Below are 14,002 nucleotides of genomic sequence, written 5' to 3' on the forward strand. Positions count from 1 at the left end.
TCACCTTCTGCGCAAGAGGATTCCGCGACTGCCCGGTTTGCGCAGGTAGGCGCGGTTGTTGATGACCGTCTCGAACCGGGGTGTTACGAGGTCGAGTTCCTGCTCTACCGACCATGTGGATGGCCAGACCTGGTGCGCCAGGACCTTTGGGTCCATGGACACGAAGAGCCGGTCGGTGGGGAAGCGGTCGAGGAGGGTGAGGTCCTGGCCGTAGTACAGCATCTCGATCAGCAGGTACGCCGAACCCGTCAGCCGCCGCGTGGTTGTCAGGTCCTCGAAGGTGTGGGGGTGGATCCGGACGTCGCCCTCGACGTTCTCGTGCAAGCGGGCGAGGAAGATCGGGTTCGGCTCGGTGGCGTCGACCGTGTAGCCGTCGGTGAGTAGGCGGCGGGTCAGGGCGCCCTCGCAGGCGCCGATCTCGATCACCCGTCCGGCGGCGGGGTCGAGATGCTCGCGTACCCAGGCGGCGGTCGCGTCCAGCCGCTCGATCTCGTACGCCGAAGTCGCGAACTCCCACGGATCGGGAACGATCGCCGCGTCCGAACTCGTTCTGCTCGTCAACGCGAACAGCCGGGCGCGCTCTTCGCGGCCTGCGTCGAAGAATCGCTCGACCGAGTGGATCCGGCGCGTCAGCAGCGCGTTCTCGTCCTCCTCGCCCAAAAGGAGCAGGTCGGCGCAGTGCGTGTTGACGAAGTCGAGCTTGGCGTCGATGAGCGGCTGCTCGAGCCGTACGTCCAGGTCGGTCTTCCACTGGAACGAGTGCCCGTCACCGACCGCATGCCGCACCGGCGCCTGCACCGCGTTCGCAAGGTCGAGTGCCCACCGCCGGCGGCCTGAGCGCAAGTCGGCCGGGGAGTGCGTCCAGACGGTCGCCGCGACGTCGCCGGTCTCGAGTGCGATCGCGTCGGCGGCACTGCCCGGCGAGAACGGTTTCGCGCCCTCGCCGGACGTCTGCAGCAGATCGGCCAGCGGCGCCAGGCGGCCGGCGAGCGGGACTCCCGCCGGCAACTTCAGATAGGCACCGCGGTCGGCGATGACCAGATGCACTTCACGGCCGGAGCCCGGATCGAGAACGGAGAGGAAGTCCACCACGACGTCCTCAGAACGCGTCACCGCAACGACATCAATCATCCCCAACCACTTTACGCAAGAAGTCTACGAAAAGCTGCGCGGCGCGTGTCGCCGGGCTAGACCTTGAGCAAGGCAGCCACGGCGTCGGTGACGACCTTCCGCCGCTCGGCCGTGGAGGTCCGGCTGACCATCAGTGCGTACTCCGGGGTCATGCCGGCCCACAGTGCGGCCAGGTGCAGTACGAGTCCGAGCAGCACGATCGGCTCGTAGTGCGACGGTAGGAGCCCGTCGGCCTGGGCCTTCGCGATCGCCTCGACCTTGTGTTTGTTGCTCGCCATGATCAGCTCGAGCGGGTCGTCGGCCGTCGACCGCTCCAATCGGTACCAGGTCGCCAGCCGCTGGATCTCGGGGTCCTGCTCGTAGCGGTCGAACAGCTTGCCGGCGTACTCCGGCAGGTCGAGCGGATCGATCGGCGTCTCGCTGGTGGTGCCGACGACGATCTCGTTGAAGACCGCGTCGAACAGGCCGTCCTTGCTGCCGAAGTAGTGGTAGATCTGCGCCTTGTTCGAGCCGGACTCGGCGGCGATCCGGTCCACCCGGGCGCCGGCGATGCCGTGCTGGGCGAACTCCGCGCGGGCTGCCGCCAGCAGCCTCTTCTTCGTCGCTTCCGCATCTCCGGCCATGGCTCCAGAGTAGCCGACTAACCGGATAGTTGACAGCGGGCTCCGGTCGTGATTCTCTCTAACTAACCAGTTAGCTAGACGGAAAGAGATGAGCGAACGATGGCGAAGGTCTTCCTGATCACCGGCAGTTCCCGCGGTCTGGGCCGCTCGATCGCCGAGGCGGTGCTAGCGGCCGGCCACCAGTTGGTGGCGACGGCTCGACGGCCCGAGCAGCTCGACGATCTTGTCGCGCAGTACGGCGACCAGGTCCGCGCGGTGAAGCTCGATGTGACCGACTACGCCGCCGCGCAGGGGGCGGTACAGGTCGCGGTGGAGGCGTTCGGACGGCTCGACGTGGTGGTCAACAACGCGGGGTACGCGAACTTCGTGTCCGTGGAGGACATTCCGATCGACGACTTCCGCGAGCAGATCGAGACGAACCTGCTCGGCGTCGTCAACGTCACCAAGGCCGCCCTGCCGACTTTGCGTGAGCAGGGCAGCGGGTACTTCATCCAGGTCTCGTCCGTGGGTGGCCGGTCGGTCGCGCCCGGACTGTCGGCGTACCAGGCGGCGAAGTGGGCCGTCGGCGGTTTCTCGGGGGTGCTCGCCCGCGAGGTGAACCCGCTCGGGATCAAGGTGACGGTTCTCGAGCCCGGCGGAATGAGCACCGACTGGGCCGGCTCGTCGATGAAGGTCTACCCGATCAGCCGGCCGTACGAGCAGTCCCTCGGCGCATTGCGCGACGCGATGGCCAGTGGCCTCACCGCCAGCGACCCGGCCAAGGTGGCTCAGGTGGTGCTGCAGTTGGTAGAGCTGGACGAAGTACCGCAGAAGCTCTTGCTGGGCAGCGACGCCGTCACCGTCGCCGCCGCCTTCGAACAAGCCCGCGCCGCCTCCGATGCCCAATGGATCGCCCTCTCCCGCTCCACCGACCACGACAACGTCGCCCCGGAGATGCTCGATCCGCTGGGCCATCTGTGACGTAGGTTCGCGGGATGGACCGGAGGATGCTGTTGGGGCTGTCCGCGCTGTTGCTCGCGGTGACCGGCTGCGGGGCCGAGAGTGCGACCGGTACTCGCCCGGATCCACAGCCCTACCGGACCATGCGGCCCAGCGAGACCCCGACGCTCGCGCCGACTCCGACTCCACCCCCGGCCCGCTGTCCCGCGAACGGCGCGAGGATCGCCATCGGCATCGTCGAGGCGACCATGGGGCATCGGTCGATCGAGCTGAAGCTGACCAACTGTTCCGCTGCGCCGATGACGATCGACGGCTACCCGCACGTCGACGTACTGGATCCCGAGCGCAACAAGATGGCGGTGACCGTCACCCCCGGATCCTCCTTCATGGCAAAGGATCCGGGCCCGGCCAGGATCCGGGTCGCGAAAGGCGAATCGGTCCTGGCCGTGGTCTCCTGGTTCAACACCGCGGACATGATCTCCGGTGACAAGGTGGCCGGTAGCTTCCTGTCCGTCGCCAGGGGGACGACGGAACGGCCGGTGGTCTGGCCCGTCAACACCGACATCGCCGTCAAGGCGAGGCTCTCGCTGACCGCCTGGTCCCTCAAGCTCCCGCAGCCGGCCTGACGATCAGCGCTTGAGTTCGGCGTAGACGTCGCTCAGGTCGTTGGCTGTGGAGGCCTTGGCCCAGCGGGCGGTGTCGTCGGCCAGTACTTCGTGCGCGTTGGACTCGATGCCGTCGAGGGCTGCCTTGGCGACGTCGGCCGGGGCGGTCTTCGGGCCGGGGGCGTCGGCTGCCATGTCGGTGTCGACGTAGCCCATGTGCAGGCCGGTCACGCCGATCCCACGGTCGAGCACCTCGAGCCGCAGTGCGTTGGTCGCCGACCAGAGCGCGGCCTTGGTCGCGGAGTACGCGCCGTGCCGGGCGACCCAGGACAGGGCCGAGTGGGCGTTCAGGATGTGGCCGCCGCCGTTGCGCTCGATCACCGGGACCAGCGCCCGAGTCAGGTTCAGCGGGGCGAAGAAGTTGATCTCGAAGACCTCCCGGAGCGCGTCGAACGGCACGTCCAGGTAGGTGTCCGGCGAGCTGCCGCCGGCGTTGTTGATCAGCACCGTGACGTCCTGCACCTGGGCGACCAGGGCGTCGACCGATGCCTGATCGGTGACCTCGAGCGGCAGCGGGACGACGCGTGGGTCGGTGCTCGGCTTCGGGCTGCGGGCGGTGGCGTACACCTTCTTCACGCCGCGGGTGAGCAGGTCGTCGACGAGTGCCTTGCCGATACCGCGCTGGCCGCCGGTGACGAGAACGACGGCGCCTTCGAGGGTGGTCATGTTGGTTGCTCCTGGGGAGAGATACTGGGAAACCGATCTGTTTCCAGAGCCTAAACCGATCGGTTTCCAAACGCAAGCCGAGCCGGTACGCTCGATCCCATGAGCACTCAGGCGACACCCCGCGAGCGGCTGCTGGACGCGGCGGGCGAACTCTTCTACCGAGACGGCGTCAACATCGGCGTGGACGCGCTGTGCAAGGCGGCCGGCGTCTCGAAGAAGTCGATGTACCAGCTGTTCCGTTCCAAGGACGAGTTGATCGCCGAGAGCCTCGCGAGCGTGGGCCCGTCGTACCAGCGCGCGCTCGAGCCGGACCTGGGCGAGGCCTCGACGCCGCGCGAGCGAATCCTGGTCGTCTTCGAGAAACAGGACCGGCTGACCGCCGACGGTGAGTTCTTCGGCTGCCCGTTCGTCAGTACCGCGTTCGAGCTCAAGAACCCCGAGCACCCGGGCAGCGTGGTCGCCCGTCACTTCAAGCAGCGGCTGACCGACTTCTTCCTGGGCGAACTGGTGGCCGCCGGAGTCGACGACCCGGAGATGCTCGCGGTCCAGCTGACGATGACCTTCGACGGCGCGAGCGCCCGGGCCGTCGTACGGGCCCAGGCGCTCGGCGGTCTCGGCATCAGGATGGCCGAAGCCCTCCTGGATGCGGCTGGTGTGCGGGCTCCGCAGCTAGCCGGCCAGGCCCGCTAGCTCCGAGCCGGCGAGCAGGAAGCCGCCGACACCGAAGTCCGCGGTCGAGTCGTAGGTGATCGGCTGGCTCGACTCGGGCCGGTCGCCGACCTTCTGGACATAGCCGAGGAATCCGTCCGGGTGGACCGCCGTCGTGGCCATTCCGTTCCAGGCGCGGGCCGCGGTCGGCAGATAGCCACTGGCTGTCACCAAACCGGTTTTGATCGCGTACGCGCTGGCATAGGTGAAGAATGCCGTGCCACTGGTCTCCGGGCCGGGCAGATGTTGCGGGTCGGCCAGGTTGACGTTCCAGAAACCGTCGCTCCGCTGAATCGGCCGCAACGCACCCACCAGTTGCGTCAGTGTGCTCCGGTACTCGGCGACATTGGCTTGCGTCGCGGGCAATGCCTTCAGCGTCTTCACGTGCCCCGCCGCGACCCACCCGTTGCCGCGCGACCAGAGCACCGGCTTGCCGTTCGGCGAGACGATCTTGCCGGGCAGGAACCGGTCGTCGCGGTACCAGAGTCCGCGCGACGGAACGTACAGACCGCGTCTGACCTTCGTGTCCCGGTAGAGCTGGTAGAGCTTGGTCCAGTACGCCGGATCGCCGCGCAGCTTGCCGATCCGGGCGAACGGCGGCATCGCCATGTGCAGCGCGTCGTCCCACCACCAGTCGTCGATCTTGCTGCTGGCAACCATCCGGCTCAGCGTGTCCGTTGCCGCGGTCAACTTGTCGGCGGAAGGCTCCAGCTCGTAGAGATCCAGGTACGGCTGGATGGCCGTGTGGTTGTCGGCATGCCGGGTGGTGACACCGCCCATGATTCCGTACGAATGCTTCTCGGCCCAGCCGCGGGTGTAGTCGAGATAGCGCTTCTCGCTGGTCAGTCGGTAGGCCGCCATCAGGCCGCTGAAGAAGGTCGCGCGAGCCCAGCCGTTGTCGCCGGGATCGGGATGGGTGGCGATCCACTGATCGGCGACCTTGCGGACGAGGCTGACGATCTGGGCTCTGGGTGGAAGTACGTCGGCAGGTGCGGCGAAGGCGGTGACGGACGGTAATGCCGGGGCGGCCATGACGGCGGTTCCGAGACTCAGGAAGTGGCGTCGTTTCATGGGACAGAACCTCACTTTGTTCCAGCGCTGATGGGACAAATCGGATTTTTGTTCCAAGGTGAATTTAATTCCGCTTTGGATATTGACGCCTTCACCCTGCGTCGTCAAACTTCCGAAAAGACTCTGCGGTAGTGGGGGGACCGCAGAGTCGACCGCCCCCACAAGCAAGGACCCGCCCATGAACAAGTTCGCTCTGAAGAAGAAAGTGCTGCTGCCGGCGCTGGCCGCCGCGTGCGCGGCTCTGGTCGCCGGCACGCTGACCAATCCGGCCACGGCCTCGACCGCGACCGACGCGGCGCCGGCCGCGGTACAGGCTCCGCTCGCGCCCGCCACCTTCACGCATCCCGGTGTCGGCGTCAGCGCAGCGCAGCTCGACTTCGTCCGCGCCAAGGTGAACGCCGGAGCGCAGCCCTGGACGAACGCGTTCAACCAGGCCAAGAACAGCGCGTACGGCTCACTGTCCCGGGCCCCGAAGGCCCGCGCGGTGGTCGAGTGCGGCCCGTACTCCGACCCCGACATCGGGTGCCGCGACGAGCGCGGCGATGCGATCGCGGCGTACACGGATGCTGTGATCTGGTACATCACCCGGGACGATCGCTATGCGCAGAAGGCGATCCAGTTGATGGACGCCTGGTCGGCGACGATCCGCGACCACACCAACAGCAACGCCCCGCTGCAGACCGCCTGGTCGGCATCGTCCTGGCCGAAGGCCGCCGAGATCATCAAGCACGTCTACGGCAACTGGCCGAACTCGGCCCGGTTCGGGACGATGCTGCGCAACGTCTACCTGCCGGAGATCATCAACGGCTCGAACTCCAACGGCAACTGGGAGTTGAGCATGACCGAGGCGATCCAGGGCATCGGGGTGTTCCTGGAGGACCGGACCGTCTACGACAAGGCGATCTCGCTGTACCGGGTCCGGGTGCCCGCCTTCGTCTACCTGTCCTCGGACGGCGCGTTGCCGAAGACGAAGCCGAGCCAGAACCTCAACACCCGCGACAAGATCATCGCCTACTGGCAGGGCCAGAGCACCTTCGTCGACGGCCTGACCCAGGAGACCTGCCGCGACTTCGTTCACACCGGCTACGGCATCTCCGCGATCAGCCACGTGCTGGAGACGTCCCGGATCCAGGGCATCGACCTCTACCCGGAGTTCGGGGAGCGACTGCGCCAGGCCCTAGGCTTCCAGTCCCGCTGGGAACGCAACCTGGAGCCGGTACCGTCCTGGCTCTGCAAGGGCAGCGTCAACCGAGGCCTCGGCCCGATCACCGAGGTCGGCTACAACGCCCTCCATACCCGCCTGGGCATCGCCATGGCCAACACCCAGGCCCTGACCGAATCCCGCCGCCCCGCCGGCACCAACGACCTCTTCGTAGCCTGGGAAACCCTCACCCACGCAGAAAACCCCAGCTGACCACCACCGACGTCCGGAGTACCCCGGCACTCCGGACGTCGGTGGCCGTGACCGGTCAGACACCCAAGCCCAACTCCCTTGCCGCGGACCAGCGCCACCTGCGATCATCCCGCCATGAACAGCTACCGAAAGGCCAATGCCGCGTAGACGCCCCGGCGCCGTACGCGCCGACCAGGCAGCCGTGGAGCTCCATCGCCCGATCAAGGGCTTGTCCGCCAAGACGAACGTGGCTATCGCTCGCTTCGAGCAGCGCCGCCTGTGGGCCGGGGGCGTCGCCGACGCTCTACGCGCCTACCGCAGCTTCTTGCGCCAGCCGGGTCGGTGGCTTCACGCGGATGCGATCGACTGCCCGTTCTGTGATCCGCTGGAAGCGCGCGACGACCTGCAAGCGGCGCTGCTGGCATTGCCGCCACCCGCAAGGGATGAGTTGAAGCGGATCCTCTCGCCGCTCGACGACGATTTCCTCCGTCGGACAGTGCCGGATCCGTTCAGGCAACGCGGCTACGGCCCGTACGCCGACGGCTGGTGGCGCCATCGCGTCTTGGAGCGCTGACCCGGCCAGCGCAGCCCCGAGCCCCGACGCAGGAGTGGGTGGCTTGGGCAAGTCGGCAGCCTGAGTCAGCTGCTGCGTGGGGCTGTCAGATCTGGGGTTCGCCGCGTTTCCAGTAGCCCTGGAAGGAGATGGCGGGTTTGGGGAGGCTGACCGTGTTGACCAGGTGGCGGCGGACTTGTTTGATCATGCTGGATTCGCCGGCCACCCAGGCGTAGTCGAGGTCGAAGGGGAGGGTGGCGGACTTGAGGGCCTCGGGCAACGACTTCGGTCCGTCGGTGGGGCCGCCGGTGTGCGGGAGCCAGGTGATGTCGACGCGGCCGGGGCTCGGGAGGGCACGGATGTCGCGGATGTCGGGGACCTCGACGAAGACAGTCGCCCGTACGTCGGTCGGCAGCTGCTCCAGGATGCCCGCTAGGGCAGGCAATGCGGTTTCGTCGGCGACGAGCACCCGGCTCACGCTTGTTGCCGGAGGCACGTAGTCGACGCCGGACATCAGCAGGCCCTTGATGCTCGTGGTGTCAACGGAGAAGGGCAGGATCAAGCCGATCTCGGCTCCGACGGAGACTGAGCTGACCCAGGCCGACGCCGGGCCGTTCACGCCATGCAGCACGAACTCGATGTCGAGCTCGCGCACCTCGGGACGGAGCGCCCGCACGGTGTACGTCCGCATGATGAAGCGCTCGTCGGCGGGCTGCGCGCACCACTCGGCGTACCAGTCGTCGCCGGCGGGCAGCCGCAGTTCGCCGCCATCGGGCGGGGAGAGCAGCACCTTGATGCGCTGGTCGGGGCCGGCCGTGATCACGTCCGCGATCCGCGGGGCCACGAAGGTCACCCGGCGCAGGTGCGGGCTGAGGTCGTCGACCGCCGCCACGGTGGCCAGCACCGCCTGGAAGTCGATCGGGCGCTCGAGCACTGTCGTCATGCCAGTGTCTCCGTCAGGGGAAAGTAGTGACAAAGTAGGAGTTCAGGTGCGACCCAGGAGCGAGCCGGGTTAGAGTGAAGCAACTAGAGGTTAGCCTTACCTAAGAGGATCCCAAAGTCCAATGCCCCCGCCTGCAGCAAATGACACGGTCGCCACCGACACGGTCTCCGTCGGCCGTGCGGCGAGCGGTGCGGCAGGCGGTCAGCGGCGGCCGCGCGCCCGGCGTACGACGCTGATCGTCGGGCTGGTCATCTGCGTCGCACTGTTGGTCCTGGTCACCCTGCTCAGCATCGCGGTCGGCTCGAAGCAGATCCCGCTGTCGACCGTGATCGACGCGCTGCGCCACTACGACGCCGGCAACACCGATCACGTGATCATCCGGTCGCTGCGGATGCCCAGGACGGCGATCGGCCTCATGGTCGGCGCGGCGCTCGGCCTGTCCGGTGCCCTGATGCAGGGCGTGACCCGGAACCCGCTCGCCGACCCGGGCATCCTCGGCGTCAACGGCGGCGCCGCCCTTTTTGTTGTCGCGGGCATCTATTGGTTCGGGCTGACCTCGCTGACGGCGTACGTCTGGCTCGCCTTCGCCGGTGCGGCCGCCGCCTCCGTCGCGGTCTATCTGCTCGGCTCCCTCGGACGAGAAGGGGCCACCCCGGTCAAGCTCGCCCTGGCCGGCGCAGCGCTGACCGCGATGCTGGGCTCGCTCACCACCGCGCTGCTGATCGGCGACGTCGACACCTTCGACCAGTTCCGGTTCTGGGCGGTCGGTTCGCTGGCCGGTCGCGGTTCGGACATCGCCGGCCAGGTCGCGCCCTTCATCCTGATCGGTATCGTCCTCGCGCTGGTCTCCGGCCGGGTCCTCAACGCCCTCTCCCTCGGCGACGACGTGGCCCGCTCACTCGGCCAGCGGGTCGGTCTGGCCCGGATCTTCACCGCGATCACCGTCGTACTGCTCTGTGGCGCGGCGACGGCGGCCGCGGGACCGATCGGTTTCATCGGCCTGACCATCCCGCACATCGCCCGCCTGGTGACCGGCCCGGACTACCGCTGGATCCTGCCGTACTCGATGCTGCTCGCCCCGATCCTGCTGCTCGGCTCGGACGTGATCGGCCGGGTCGTCGCCCAGCCCGGCGAGCTCCAGGTCGGCATCGTCACCGCGGTGATCGGCGCACCGTTCTTCATCGCGCTGGTACGCCGCCGGAAGCTGGCCGACCTCTGATGGCCGGTATCACCGTGGAGCACTCGCCCGCCCAGATCATCGCCCGGGCCCGCGCCCTCCGGCAGGCCCGCAACCTGGCCGTGGTCGTCGTGCTCGCCGTCATCGTCTTCGTCATCTTCTGCGTCTCGCTGTCGCTCGGTGACTACAGGATCCCCGTCGTCGACGTCGTCAAGACGCTCTTCGGAGGCGGCGACAAGGCGACCGAGTTCATCGTCAACCAGCTCCGGCTGCCGCGCGCGCTGACCGCGATCCTGGTCGGCGCGGCGCTCGGCATCTCCGGCGCGATCTTCCAGAGCATCGCCCGCAACCCGCTGGCGAGCCCGGACATCATCGGCGTCACGTACGGCGCGAGCGCCTTCGCGGTCTTCGCGATCGTCACCCTCAGCCTGACCGGCTGGGCAGTGGCCGGCTTCGCGATCTTCGGGGCGCTGGTCACCGCGCTCACCATGTACCTGCTCGCCTGGCGGCGCGGGGTGTCGAGCTACCGGCTGATCCTGGTCGGGATCGGGATCGGCGCGATCGCCACCAGCGTCACGTCGTACCTGCTGACCAAAGCCCGGGTCGAGATCGCCCAGCAGGCGTTCATCTGGCTGACCGGCAGCCTGAACGGGCGGGACTGGTCGCACGTCCGCACGATGGCGATCATGCTGGTACTGGCCGCGCCGGTGACGATGATCCTGGTGCACCAGTTGCGCATCCTGCAGCTCGGCGACGAGACGGCGTACGGGCTGGGGCTGCGGGTCGAGAGCGCCCGGCTGGGACTGATCGTGGTCGCCGTCCTGCTGGCCGCGGTCGCGACGGCGGCAGCCGGACCGATCGGATTCGTCGCCTTCGTCGCGCCGCCGATCGCTCGCTGGCTGACCCGCTCGCCGGGGCCGGCGCTGGTGGCATCGGCGCTGATCGGGGCACTGGTGATCGCGTTGTCGGACCTGGTCGCACAGCACGCGCTGGGCCATACCCAGTTGCCGGTCGGTGTCATCACCGGGGTGATCGGCGCGCCGTACCTGATGTTCCTCTTGGCCCGGACGAACCGGATCGGAAGTGGTGGCTGACATGGAGACGCACGTGGAACACAGCCTCTCGGCCGAGCACCTCGCCGTCGGCTACGACCAGCGCGAGATCATCCACGACCTGTCGGTGCGGATCCCGACCGGCAAGATCAGCGTGATCGTCGGCGCGAACGCGTGTGGCAAGTCGACGCTGCTGAAGACGCTGGCCCGGCTGCTCAAGCCGAGCCGTGGCACCGTCCTGCTGGACGGCAAGAGCATCCAGTCGATCCCGACCCGGGCCGTCGCGCTGAAGCTCGGGTTGTTGCCGCAGTCACCGACCGCGCCGGAGGGGATCACCGTCGCCGATCTGGTCGGCCGCGGGCGGTACCCGCGACAGGGCTGGATCCGGCAGTGGACCAAGGGCGACGACGAGGCGATCGCCGACGCGATGACGTCGACCGATGTGCTCGAGATCGCCGACCGCCCGATCGACGAGCTGTCGGGTGGGCAGCGGCAGCGGGTCTGGATCGCGATGGCGCTCGCGCAGGAGACGGACATCCTGCTGCTCGATGAGCCGACGACGTTCCTGGACCTGACACATCAGTTCGAAGTACTGGATCTGCTGGTCGACCTGAACAAGCGCGATCAGCGGACCATCGTGCTCGTCCTGCACGATCTCAACCAGGCCTGCCGGTTCGGCGACCACTTGATCGCGATGAAGGACGGCGCAATTGTTGCCGAAGGCAACCCGAGTGAGGTGATCACCGAGGCGGTCGTCCAGGACGTCTTCGGCCTGGCGGTCAAGGTAATCCCCGACCCGGTCGCCGGCACCCCGATGGTCGTCCCCATCGGCCGCCACACCACCCGCACCGACCAGCCCGCGGCCACCGACCACCCCGCCACCACCGACCAGCCCGCTGCCACCGACCACCCGTCGGCCGGCGGCCAACCTGCAGCGGGCGGCTCCCTCGCGACCGCGGACAACCCGGCCGCGAAGGCGCTCGCCGCCTCCGCCGCGGCAAGCGGCATCTGCCGCCCAACCGACCGCTAGGCGGTCTTGCGGCGTACCTGGTAGATGATCAGGCCGGCCAGGAGGGCGCCCAGGGTGCCGAGGGTCAGGTCGCCGAGGGTGTCGGTGTAGGCGGTTTGCAGTTCGGGGGAGTGGCGGACGAAGGCGACGTACTCGCCGAGCTCCCAGATCACCGCGGCGGTGGCGCCGAAGCCGAGGGCAACGAAGGTGGTCAGGCCACGGGTGAGCTCGCGCGGGGCGAAGGCGGTCAGCGCGCCGGCCGTGAGCAGTCCCCACAGGATGAAGTGCATCGCGTCGTCCCACCAGTTGATGGTGTCGAACAGGTTGAGCCGGTTACCAAGCAGGTCGACCAGCCAGGGCAGCGTGATCAGCAGGTCGGCATGCCACGGGAACGCCTTGTGCAGCTTGCTTTTCGACCGGCCGTACGCGAACCACCACAGCGGAAGTACCAGCGCGCCGAGCGGATAGACGACCAGCCGCGCGCCGGAGGCTTTGCCCTTGATGCCGCTGAGATCCGGCCAGATGATTGCTGTCAGCAACAAGGCGAACAGCGCGACCTTGGCCAGCAGGGCGGCGTACTTCGTCCAGTCGGCCTTGGTCCGTACCGGAGCGGTGGTGGCAACCATCGTCGTCATGCCTCCAGTCAACCCGCTGGGGGCGGCCGCGCGGATGCGTAGTACTACCTGAAAAGGCCCCCGATCGCGTCATTGTGACGCAACCGGGGGCCAGAAGGTTACTGCGGAGAACGAATCAGCTCACGCTGATCAGGTCGACCACGAAGATCAGCGTCTCGCCGGGCTTGATCGCGCTGCCCGCGCCGCGGTCGCCGTACCCCAGGTGCGGCGGGATGACGAGCTTGCGCCGGCCGCCCACCTTCATGCCCTGGACGCCGGTGTCCCAGCCCTGGATGACCTGGCCGACGCCGAGCTGGAAGGCCAGCGGCGCGCCCCGGTTGTACGAGGCGTCGAACTCCTCGCCGGTCGAGTGGGCGACCCCTACGTAGTGCACGTTGACGCGGGAACCGGCCTTGGCCTCGTCGCCGTCGCCCTCGGTGATGTCGGTGATCTCCAGATCCGCCGGCGGCGGGCCATCCGGAAAGTCGATCTCAGGCTTGTCAGTCATGTCTCCAGCTAACCAGATGGGCCGGCAGGGATCGATCAGCGGGCCAGTACTTCGTGCAGGCGCGCCGCGAACTCGGCCGGCTGGCCGGGCATCCCGTACTCGTCGCCGAGGAAGCCGCCGTGGTTGCTCGGGAACACCAGCGGGGTCAGGTCAAGCCGCTCGGCAACCGCCTTCCCGCCGCGGGCGGCGAGCTGGTTGGCCGACTCCTCGCCGATGCCGACGACTAGCTTGCCCGCGGCCTTGCCGAGGGCGTCGAAGTTCGGCTGGTACGACGTACAGCCGCGCAGGTTCTGTCCGATCAACGCGTCGTCGCGGGAGCCGTCGTCCTCGGCCGGCAACCCGAACATCGCAGGGTCGGGCGCGGGCTGCTCGGTGTAGTCGGCCGGGATCTCGCCCTCGTAGCCGACGATCGCGATGAACTTCGCCATCGCCGGCCCCATGCCGTCGCGCTGGTAGGTCTGGTAGATGTCCTCGGTGGCCTTGAGCGCTGCTTCGCTGTCGGTGAGGATCGCCGCCAGGGGTGGCTCGTGCGCGACCAGGGTGTTGATCAGTTCGGGCCGTTGAGCCAGCAGGCCCAATGCGTTGACCGCTCCGCCACTGCTCGCGAACAGGTCGACCGGTCCGGCGTCGAGGGCCTCGATCAGCGCTGCCAGGTCTGCGGCGTGGTCGTCGGGGGAGAGCTCGCCACTGCCGTCGGTGCGGGCGCTGCGCTCGACGCCGCGCGGGTCGTACGTCACCACGGTCCGGTCGGTGAAGTACGACGTCAGGGTCGGGAAGCCGCTAGCGCCCATCGGACAGCCGATCATCAGCAGTACCGGCTGTTCGCGATCGGTGAGGTCGCCGCGGACGTCGTACGTGAGAATCGCGCCCGGTACGGCGAGGGTGTGGGTGACGGGGTCCGGCATGACAACTCCTCAGGTCGGTCTCGTTGGCTGCACACTAAACCCCCT

At 68.0% G+C, this 14,002-nt stretch carries 16 protein-coding genes; 8 read left to right on the top strand and 8 right to left on the bottom strand.

Annotation, left to right across the window (positions count from 1 at the left end):
- Positions 1 to 1,131 carry an SAM-dependent methyltransferase gene (locus tag ACIA12_RS24950; RefSeq protein WP_396369492.1) on the bottom strand — a complete coding sequence of 377 codons (1,131 nt, stop codon included), beginning with the start codon at positions 1,129 to 1,131 and terminating at the stop codon, positions 1 to 3.
- Positions 1,132 to 1,187: 56 nt separating this feature from the next.
- Positions 1,188 to 1,754 carry a TetR family transcriptional regulator gene (locus tag ACIA12_RS24955; RefSeq protein WP_396369493.1) on the bottom strand — a complete coding sequence of 189 codons (567 nt, stop codon included), beginning with the start codon at positions 1,752 to 1,754 and terminating at the stop codon, positions 1,188 to 1,190.
- Between the two features lie 99 nt (positions 1,755 to 1,853).
- Here ACIA12_RS24955 and ACIA12_RS24960 point away from each other — a divergent pair, with 99 nt between their 5' ends.
- Together ACIA12_RS24960 and ACIA12_RS24965 are read left to right on the top strand one after the other, a co-directional pair.
- Positions 1,854 to 2,714, top strand: a complete 861-nt coding sequence (locus tag ACIA12_RS24960) for an SDR family NAD(P)-dependent oxidoreductase (RefSeq protein WP_396369494.1) — start codon at positions 1,854 to 1,856, stop codon at positions 2,712 to 2,714.
- Positions 2,715 to 2,728: 14 nt separating this feature from the next.
- Positions 2,729 to 3,319 carry a DUF4232 domain-containing protein gene (locus tag ACIA12_RS24965; RefSeq protein ID WP_396369495.1) on the top strand — a complete coding sequence of 197 codons (591 nt, stop codon included), beginning with the start codon at positions 2,729 to 2,731 and terminating at the stop codon, positions 3,317 to 3,319.
- A 3-nt stretch (positions 3,320 to 3,322) separates the two neighbouring features.
- Here ACIA12_RS24965 and ACIA12_RS24970 read toward each other — a convergent pair whose 3' ends face one another.
- On the bottom strand, positions 3,323 to 4,024 hold the full coding sequence (locus tag ACIA12_RS24970) for an SDR family oxidoreductase (RefSeq protein ID WP_396369496.1): 702 nt from the start codon (positions 4,022 to 4,024) through the stop codon (positions 3,323 to 3,325).
- 99 nt (positions 4,025 to 4,123) lie between these two features.
- On the opposite strand from ACIA12_RS24970, the gene ACIA12_RS24975 reads away from it, so the two are divergent.
- On the top strand, positions 4,124 to 4,714 hold the full coding sequence (locus ACIA12_RS24975; protein WP_396369497.1) for a TetR/AcrR family transcriptional regulator: 591 nt from the start codon (positions 4,124 to 4,126) through the stop codon (positions 4,712 to 4,714).
- Here the strand turns inward: ACIA12_RS24975 and ACIA12_RS24980 are convergent.
- Complete coding sequence (locus ACIA12_RS24980) at positions 4,694 to 5,803, bottom strand: glycoside hydrolase family 88 protein (protein ID WP_396369498.1); 1,110 nt, start codon at positions 5,801 to 5,803, stop codon at positions 4,694 to 4,696. The two genes, ACIA12_RS24975 and ACIA12_RS24980, sit on opposite strands and share 21 nt — an antisense overlap.
- A gap of 178 nt (positions 5,804 to 5,981) precedes the next feature.
- On the opposite strand from ACIA12_RS24980, the gene ACIA12_RS24985 reads away from it, so the two are divergent.
- Positions 5,982 to 7,217 (top strand): alginate lyase family protein, encoded by a 1,236-nt coding sequence (locus tag ACIA12_RS24985; RefSeq protein ID WP_396369499.1) that lies wholly within the window; start codon positions 5,982 to 5,984, stop codon positions 7,215 to 7,217.
- Positions 7,218 to 7,353: 136 nt separating this feature from the next.
- Entirely contained in the window at positions 7,354 to 7,770 is a 417-nt protein-coding gene (locus ACIA12_RS24990) for a hypothetical protein (protein ID WP_396369500.1), read from the top strand.
- A gap of 85 nt (positions 7,771 to 7,855) precedes the next feature.
- Here the strand turns inward: ACIA12_RS24990 and ACIA12_RS24995 are convergent, their stop codons facing one another.
- Positions 7,856 to 8,692 carry a siderophore-interacting protein gene (locus ACIA12_RS24995; protein ID WP_396369501.1) on the bottom strand — a complete coding sequence of 279 codons (837 nt, stop codon included), beginning with the start codon at positions 8,690 to 8,692 and terminating at the stop codon, positions 7,856 to 7,858.
- Positions 8,693 to 8,813: 121 nt separating this feature from the next.
- Here ACIA12_RS24995 and ACIA12_RS25000 point away from each other — a divergent pair, with 121 nt between their 5' ends.
- Genes ACIA12_RS25000 through ACIA12_RS25010 form a run of 3 tightly spaced genes read left to right on the top strand, consistent with a single transcriptional unit; the run spans position 8,814 to position 11,951 of the window.
- On the top strand, positions 8,814 to 9,911 hold the full coding sequence (locus ACIA12_RS25000; protein WP_396369502.1) for a FecCD family ABC transporter permease: 1,098 nt from the start codon (positions 8,814 to 8,816) through the stop codon (positions 9,909 to 9,911).
- Positions 9,911 to 10,963 (top strand): FecCD family ABC transporter permease, encoded by a 1,053-nt coding sequence (locus ACIA12_RS25005; protein WP_396369503.1) that lies wholly within the window; start codon positions 9,911 to 9,913, stop codon positions 10,961 to 10,963. The genes ACIA12_RS25000 and ACIA12_RS25005 overlap by 1 nt, the downstream gene beginning before the upstream one ends.
- A 1-nt stretch (position 10,964) precedes the next feature.
- The gene (locus ACIA12_RS25010; RefSeq protein ID WP_396369504.1) at positions 10,965 to 11,951 is read left to right on the top strand and encodes an ATP-binding cassette domain-containing protein; all 987 of its coding nucleotides are present in this window, start codon (positions 10,965 to 10,967) and stop codon (positions 11,949 to 11,951) included.
- Here ACIA12_RS25010 and ACIA12_RS25015 read toward each other — a convergent pair.
- From ACIA12_RS25015 to ACIA12_RS25025, 3 genes are all read right to left on the bottom strand, one after another.
- Positions 11,948 to 12,565 (bottom strand): hypothetical protein, encoded by a 618-nt coding sequence (locus ACIA12_RS25015; protein ID WP_396369505.1) that lies wholly within the window; start codon positions 12,563 to 12,565, stop codon positions 11,948 to 11,950. The genes ACIA12_RS25010 and ACIA12_RS25015 overlap by 4 nt on opposite strands.
- Positions 12,566 to 12,680: 115 nt before the next feature.
- Positions 12,681 to 13,052, bottom strand: a complete 372-nt coding sequence (locus tag ACIA12_RS25020) for an FKBP-type peptidyl-prolyl cis-trans isomerase (RefSeq protein WP_396369506.1) — start codon at positions 13,050 to 13,052, stop codon at positions 12,681 to 12,683.
- 35 nt (positions 13,053 to 13,087) lie between these two features.
- Positions 13,088 to 13,957 carry an alpha/beta fold hydrolase gene (locus ACIA12_RS25025; protein WP_396369507.1) on the bottom strand — a complete coding sequence of 290 codons (870 nt, stop codon included), beginning with the start codon at positions 13,955 to 13,957 and terminating at the stop codon, positions 13,088 to 13,090.
- Positions 13,958 to 14,002 lie beyond the last annotated feature (45 nt).

The sequence above is a fragment of the Kribbella sp. NPDC051620 genome, from assembly GCF_044453825.1.
Taxonomy (GTDB): domain Bacteria; phylum Actinomycetota; class Actinomycetes; order Propionibacteriales; family Kribbellaceae; genus Kribbella.

Bases quoted from the DNA above. Each gene is read 5' to 3' on its own strand.
- ACIA12_RS25005 (WP_396369503.1), top strand. From the start codon at position 9,911: ATGGCCGGTATCACCGTGGAGCACTCGCCCGCCCAGATCATCGCCCGG.
- ACIA12_RS24965 (WP_396369495.1), top strand. From the start codon at position 2,729: ATGGACCGGAGGATGCTGTTGGGGCTGTCCGCGCTGTTGCTCGCGGTG.
- ACIA12_RS24985 (WP_396369499.1), top strand. From the start codon at position 5,982: ATGAACAAGTTCGCTCTGAAGAAGAAAGTGCTGCTGCCGGCGCTGGCC.
- ACIA12_RS24950 (WP_396369492.1), bottom strand. From the start codon at position 1,131: ATGATTGATGTCGTTGCGGTGACGCGTTCTGAGGACGTCGTGGTGGAC.
- ACIA12_RS24995 (WP_396369501.1), bottom strand. From the start codon at position 8,692: ATGACGACAGTGCTCGAGCGCCCGATCGACTTCCAGGCGGTGCTGGCC.
- ACIA12_RS25015 (WP_396369505.1), bottom strand. From the start codon at position 12,565: ATGACGACGATGGTTGCCACCACCGCTCCGGTACGGACCAAGGCCGAC.
- ACIA12_RS25025 (WP_396369507.1), bottom strand. From the start codon at position 13,957: ATGCCGGACCCCGTCACCCACACCCTCGCCGTACCGGGCGCGATTCTC.
- ACIA12_RS24970 (WP_396369496.1), bottom strand. From the start codon at position 4,024: ATGACCACCCTCGAAGGCGCCGTCGTTCTCGTCACCGGCGGCCAGCGC.
- ACIA12_RS24980 (WP_396369498.1), bottom strand. From the start codon at position 5,803: ATGAAACGACGCCACTTCCTGAGTCTCGGAACCGCCGTCATGGCCGCC.
- ACIA12_RS25000 (WP_396369502.1), top strand. From the start codon at position 8,814: ATGCCCCCGCCTGCAGCAAATGACACGGTCGCCACCGACACGGTCTCC.
- ACIA12_RS24990 (WP_396369500.1), top strand. From the start codon at position 7,354: ATGCCGCGTAGACGCCCCGGCGCCGTACGCGCCGACCAGGCAGCCGTG.
- ACIA12_RS24955 (WP_396369493.1), bottom strand. From the start codon at position 1,754: ATGGCCGGAGATGCGGAAGCGACGAAGAAGAGGCTGCTGGCGGCAGCC.
- ACIA12_RS24960 (WP_396369494.1), top strand. From the start codon at position 1,854: ATGGCGAAGGTCTTCCTGATCACCGGCAGTTCCCGCGGTCTGGGCCGC.
- ACIA12_RS25020 (WP_396369506.1), bottom strand. From the start codon at position 13,052: ATGACTGACAAGCCTGAGATCGACTTTCCGGATGGCCCGCCGCCGGCG.
- ACIA12_RS25010 (WP_396369504.1), top strand. From the start codon at position 10,965: ATGGAGACGCACGTGGAACACAGCCTCTCGGCCGAGCACCTCGCCGTC.
- ACIA12_RS24975 (WP_396369497.1), top strand. From the start codon at position 4,124: ATGAGCACTCAGGCGACACCCCGCGAGCGGCTGCTGGACGCGGCGGGC.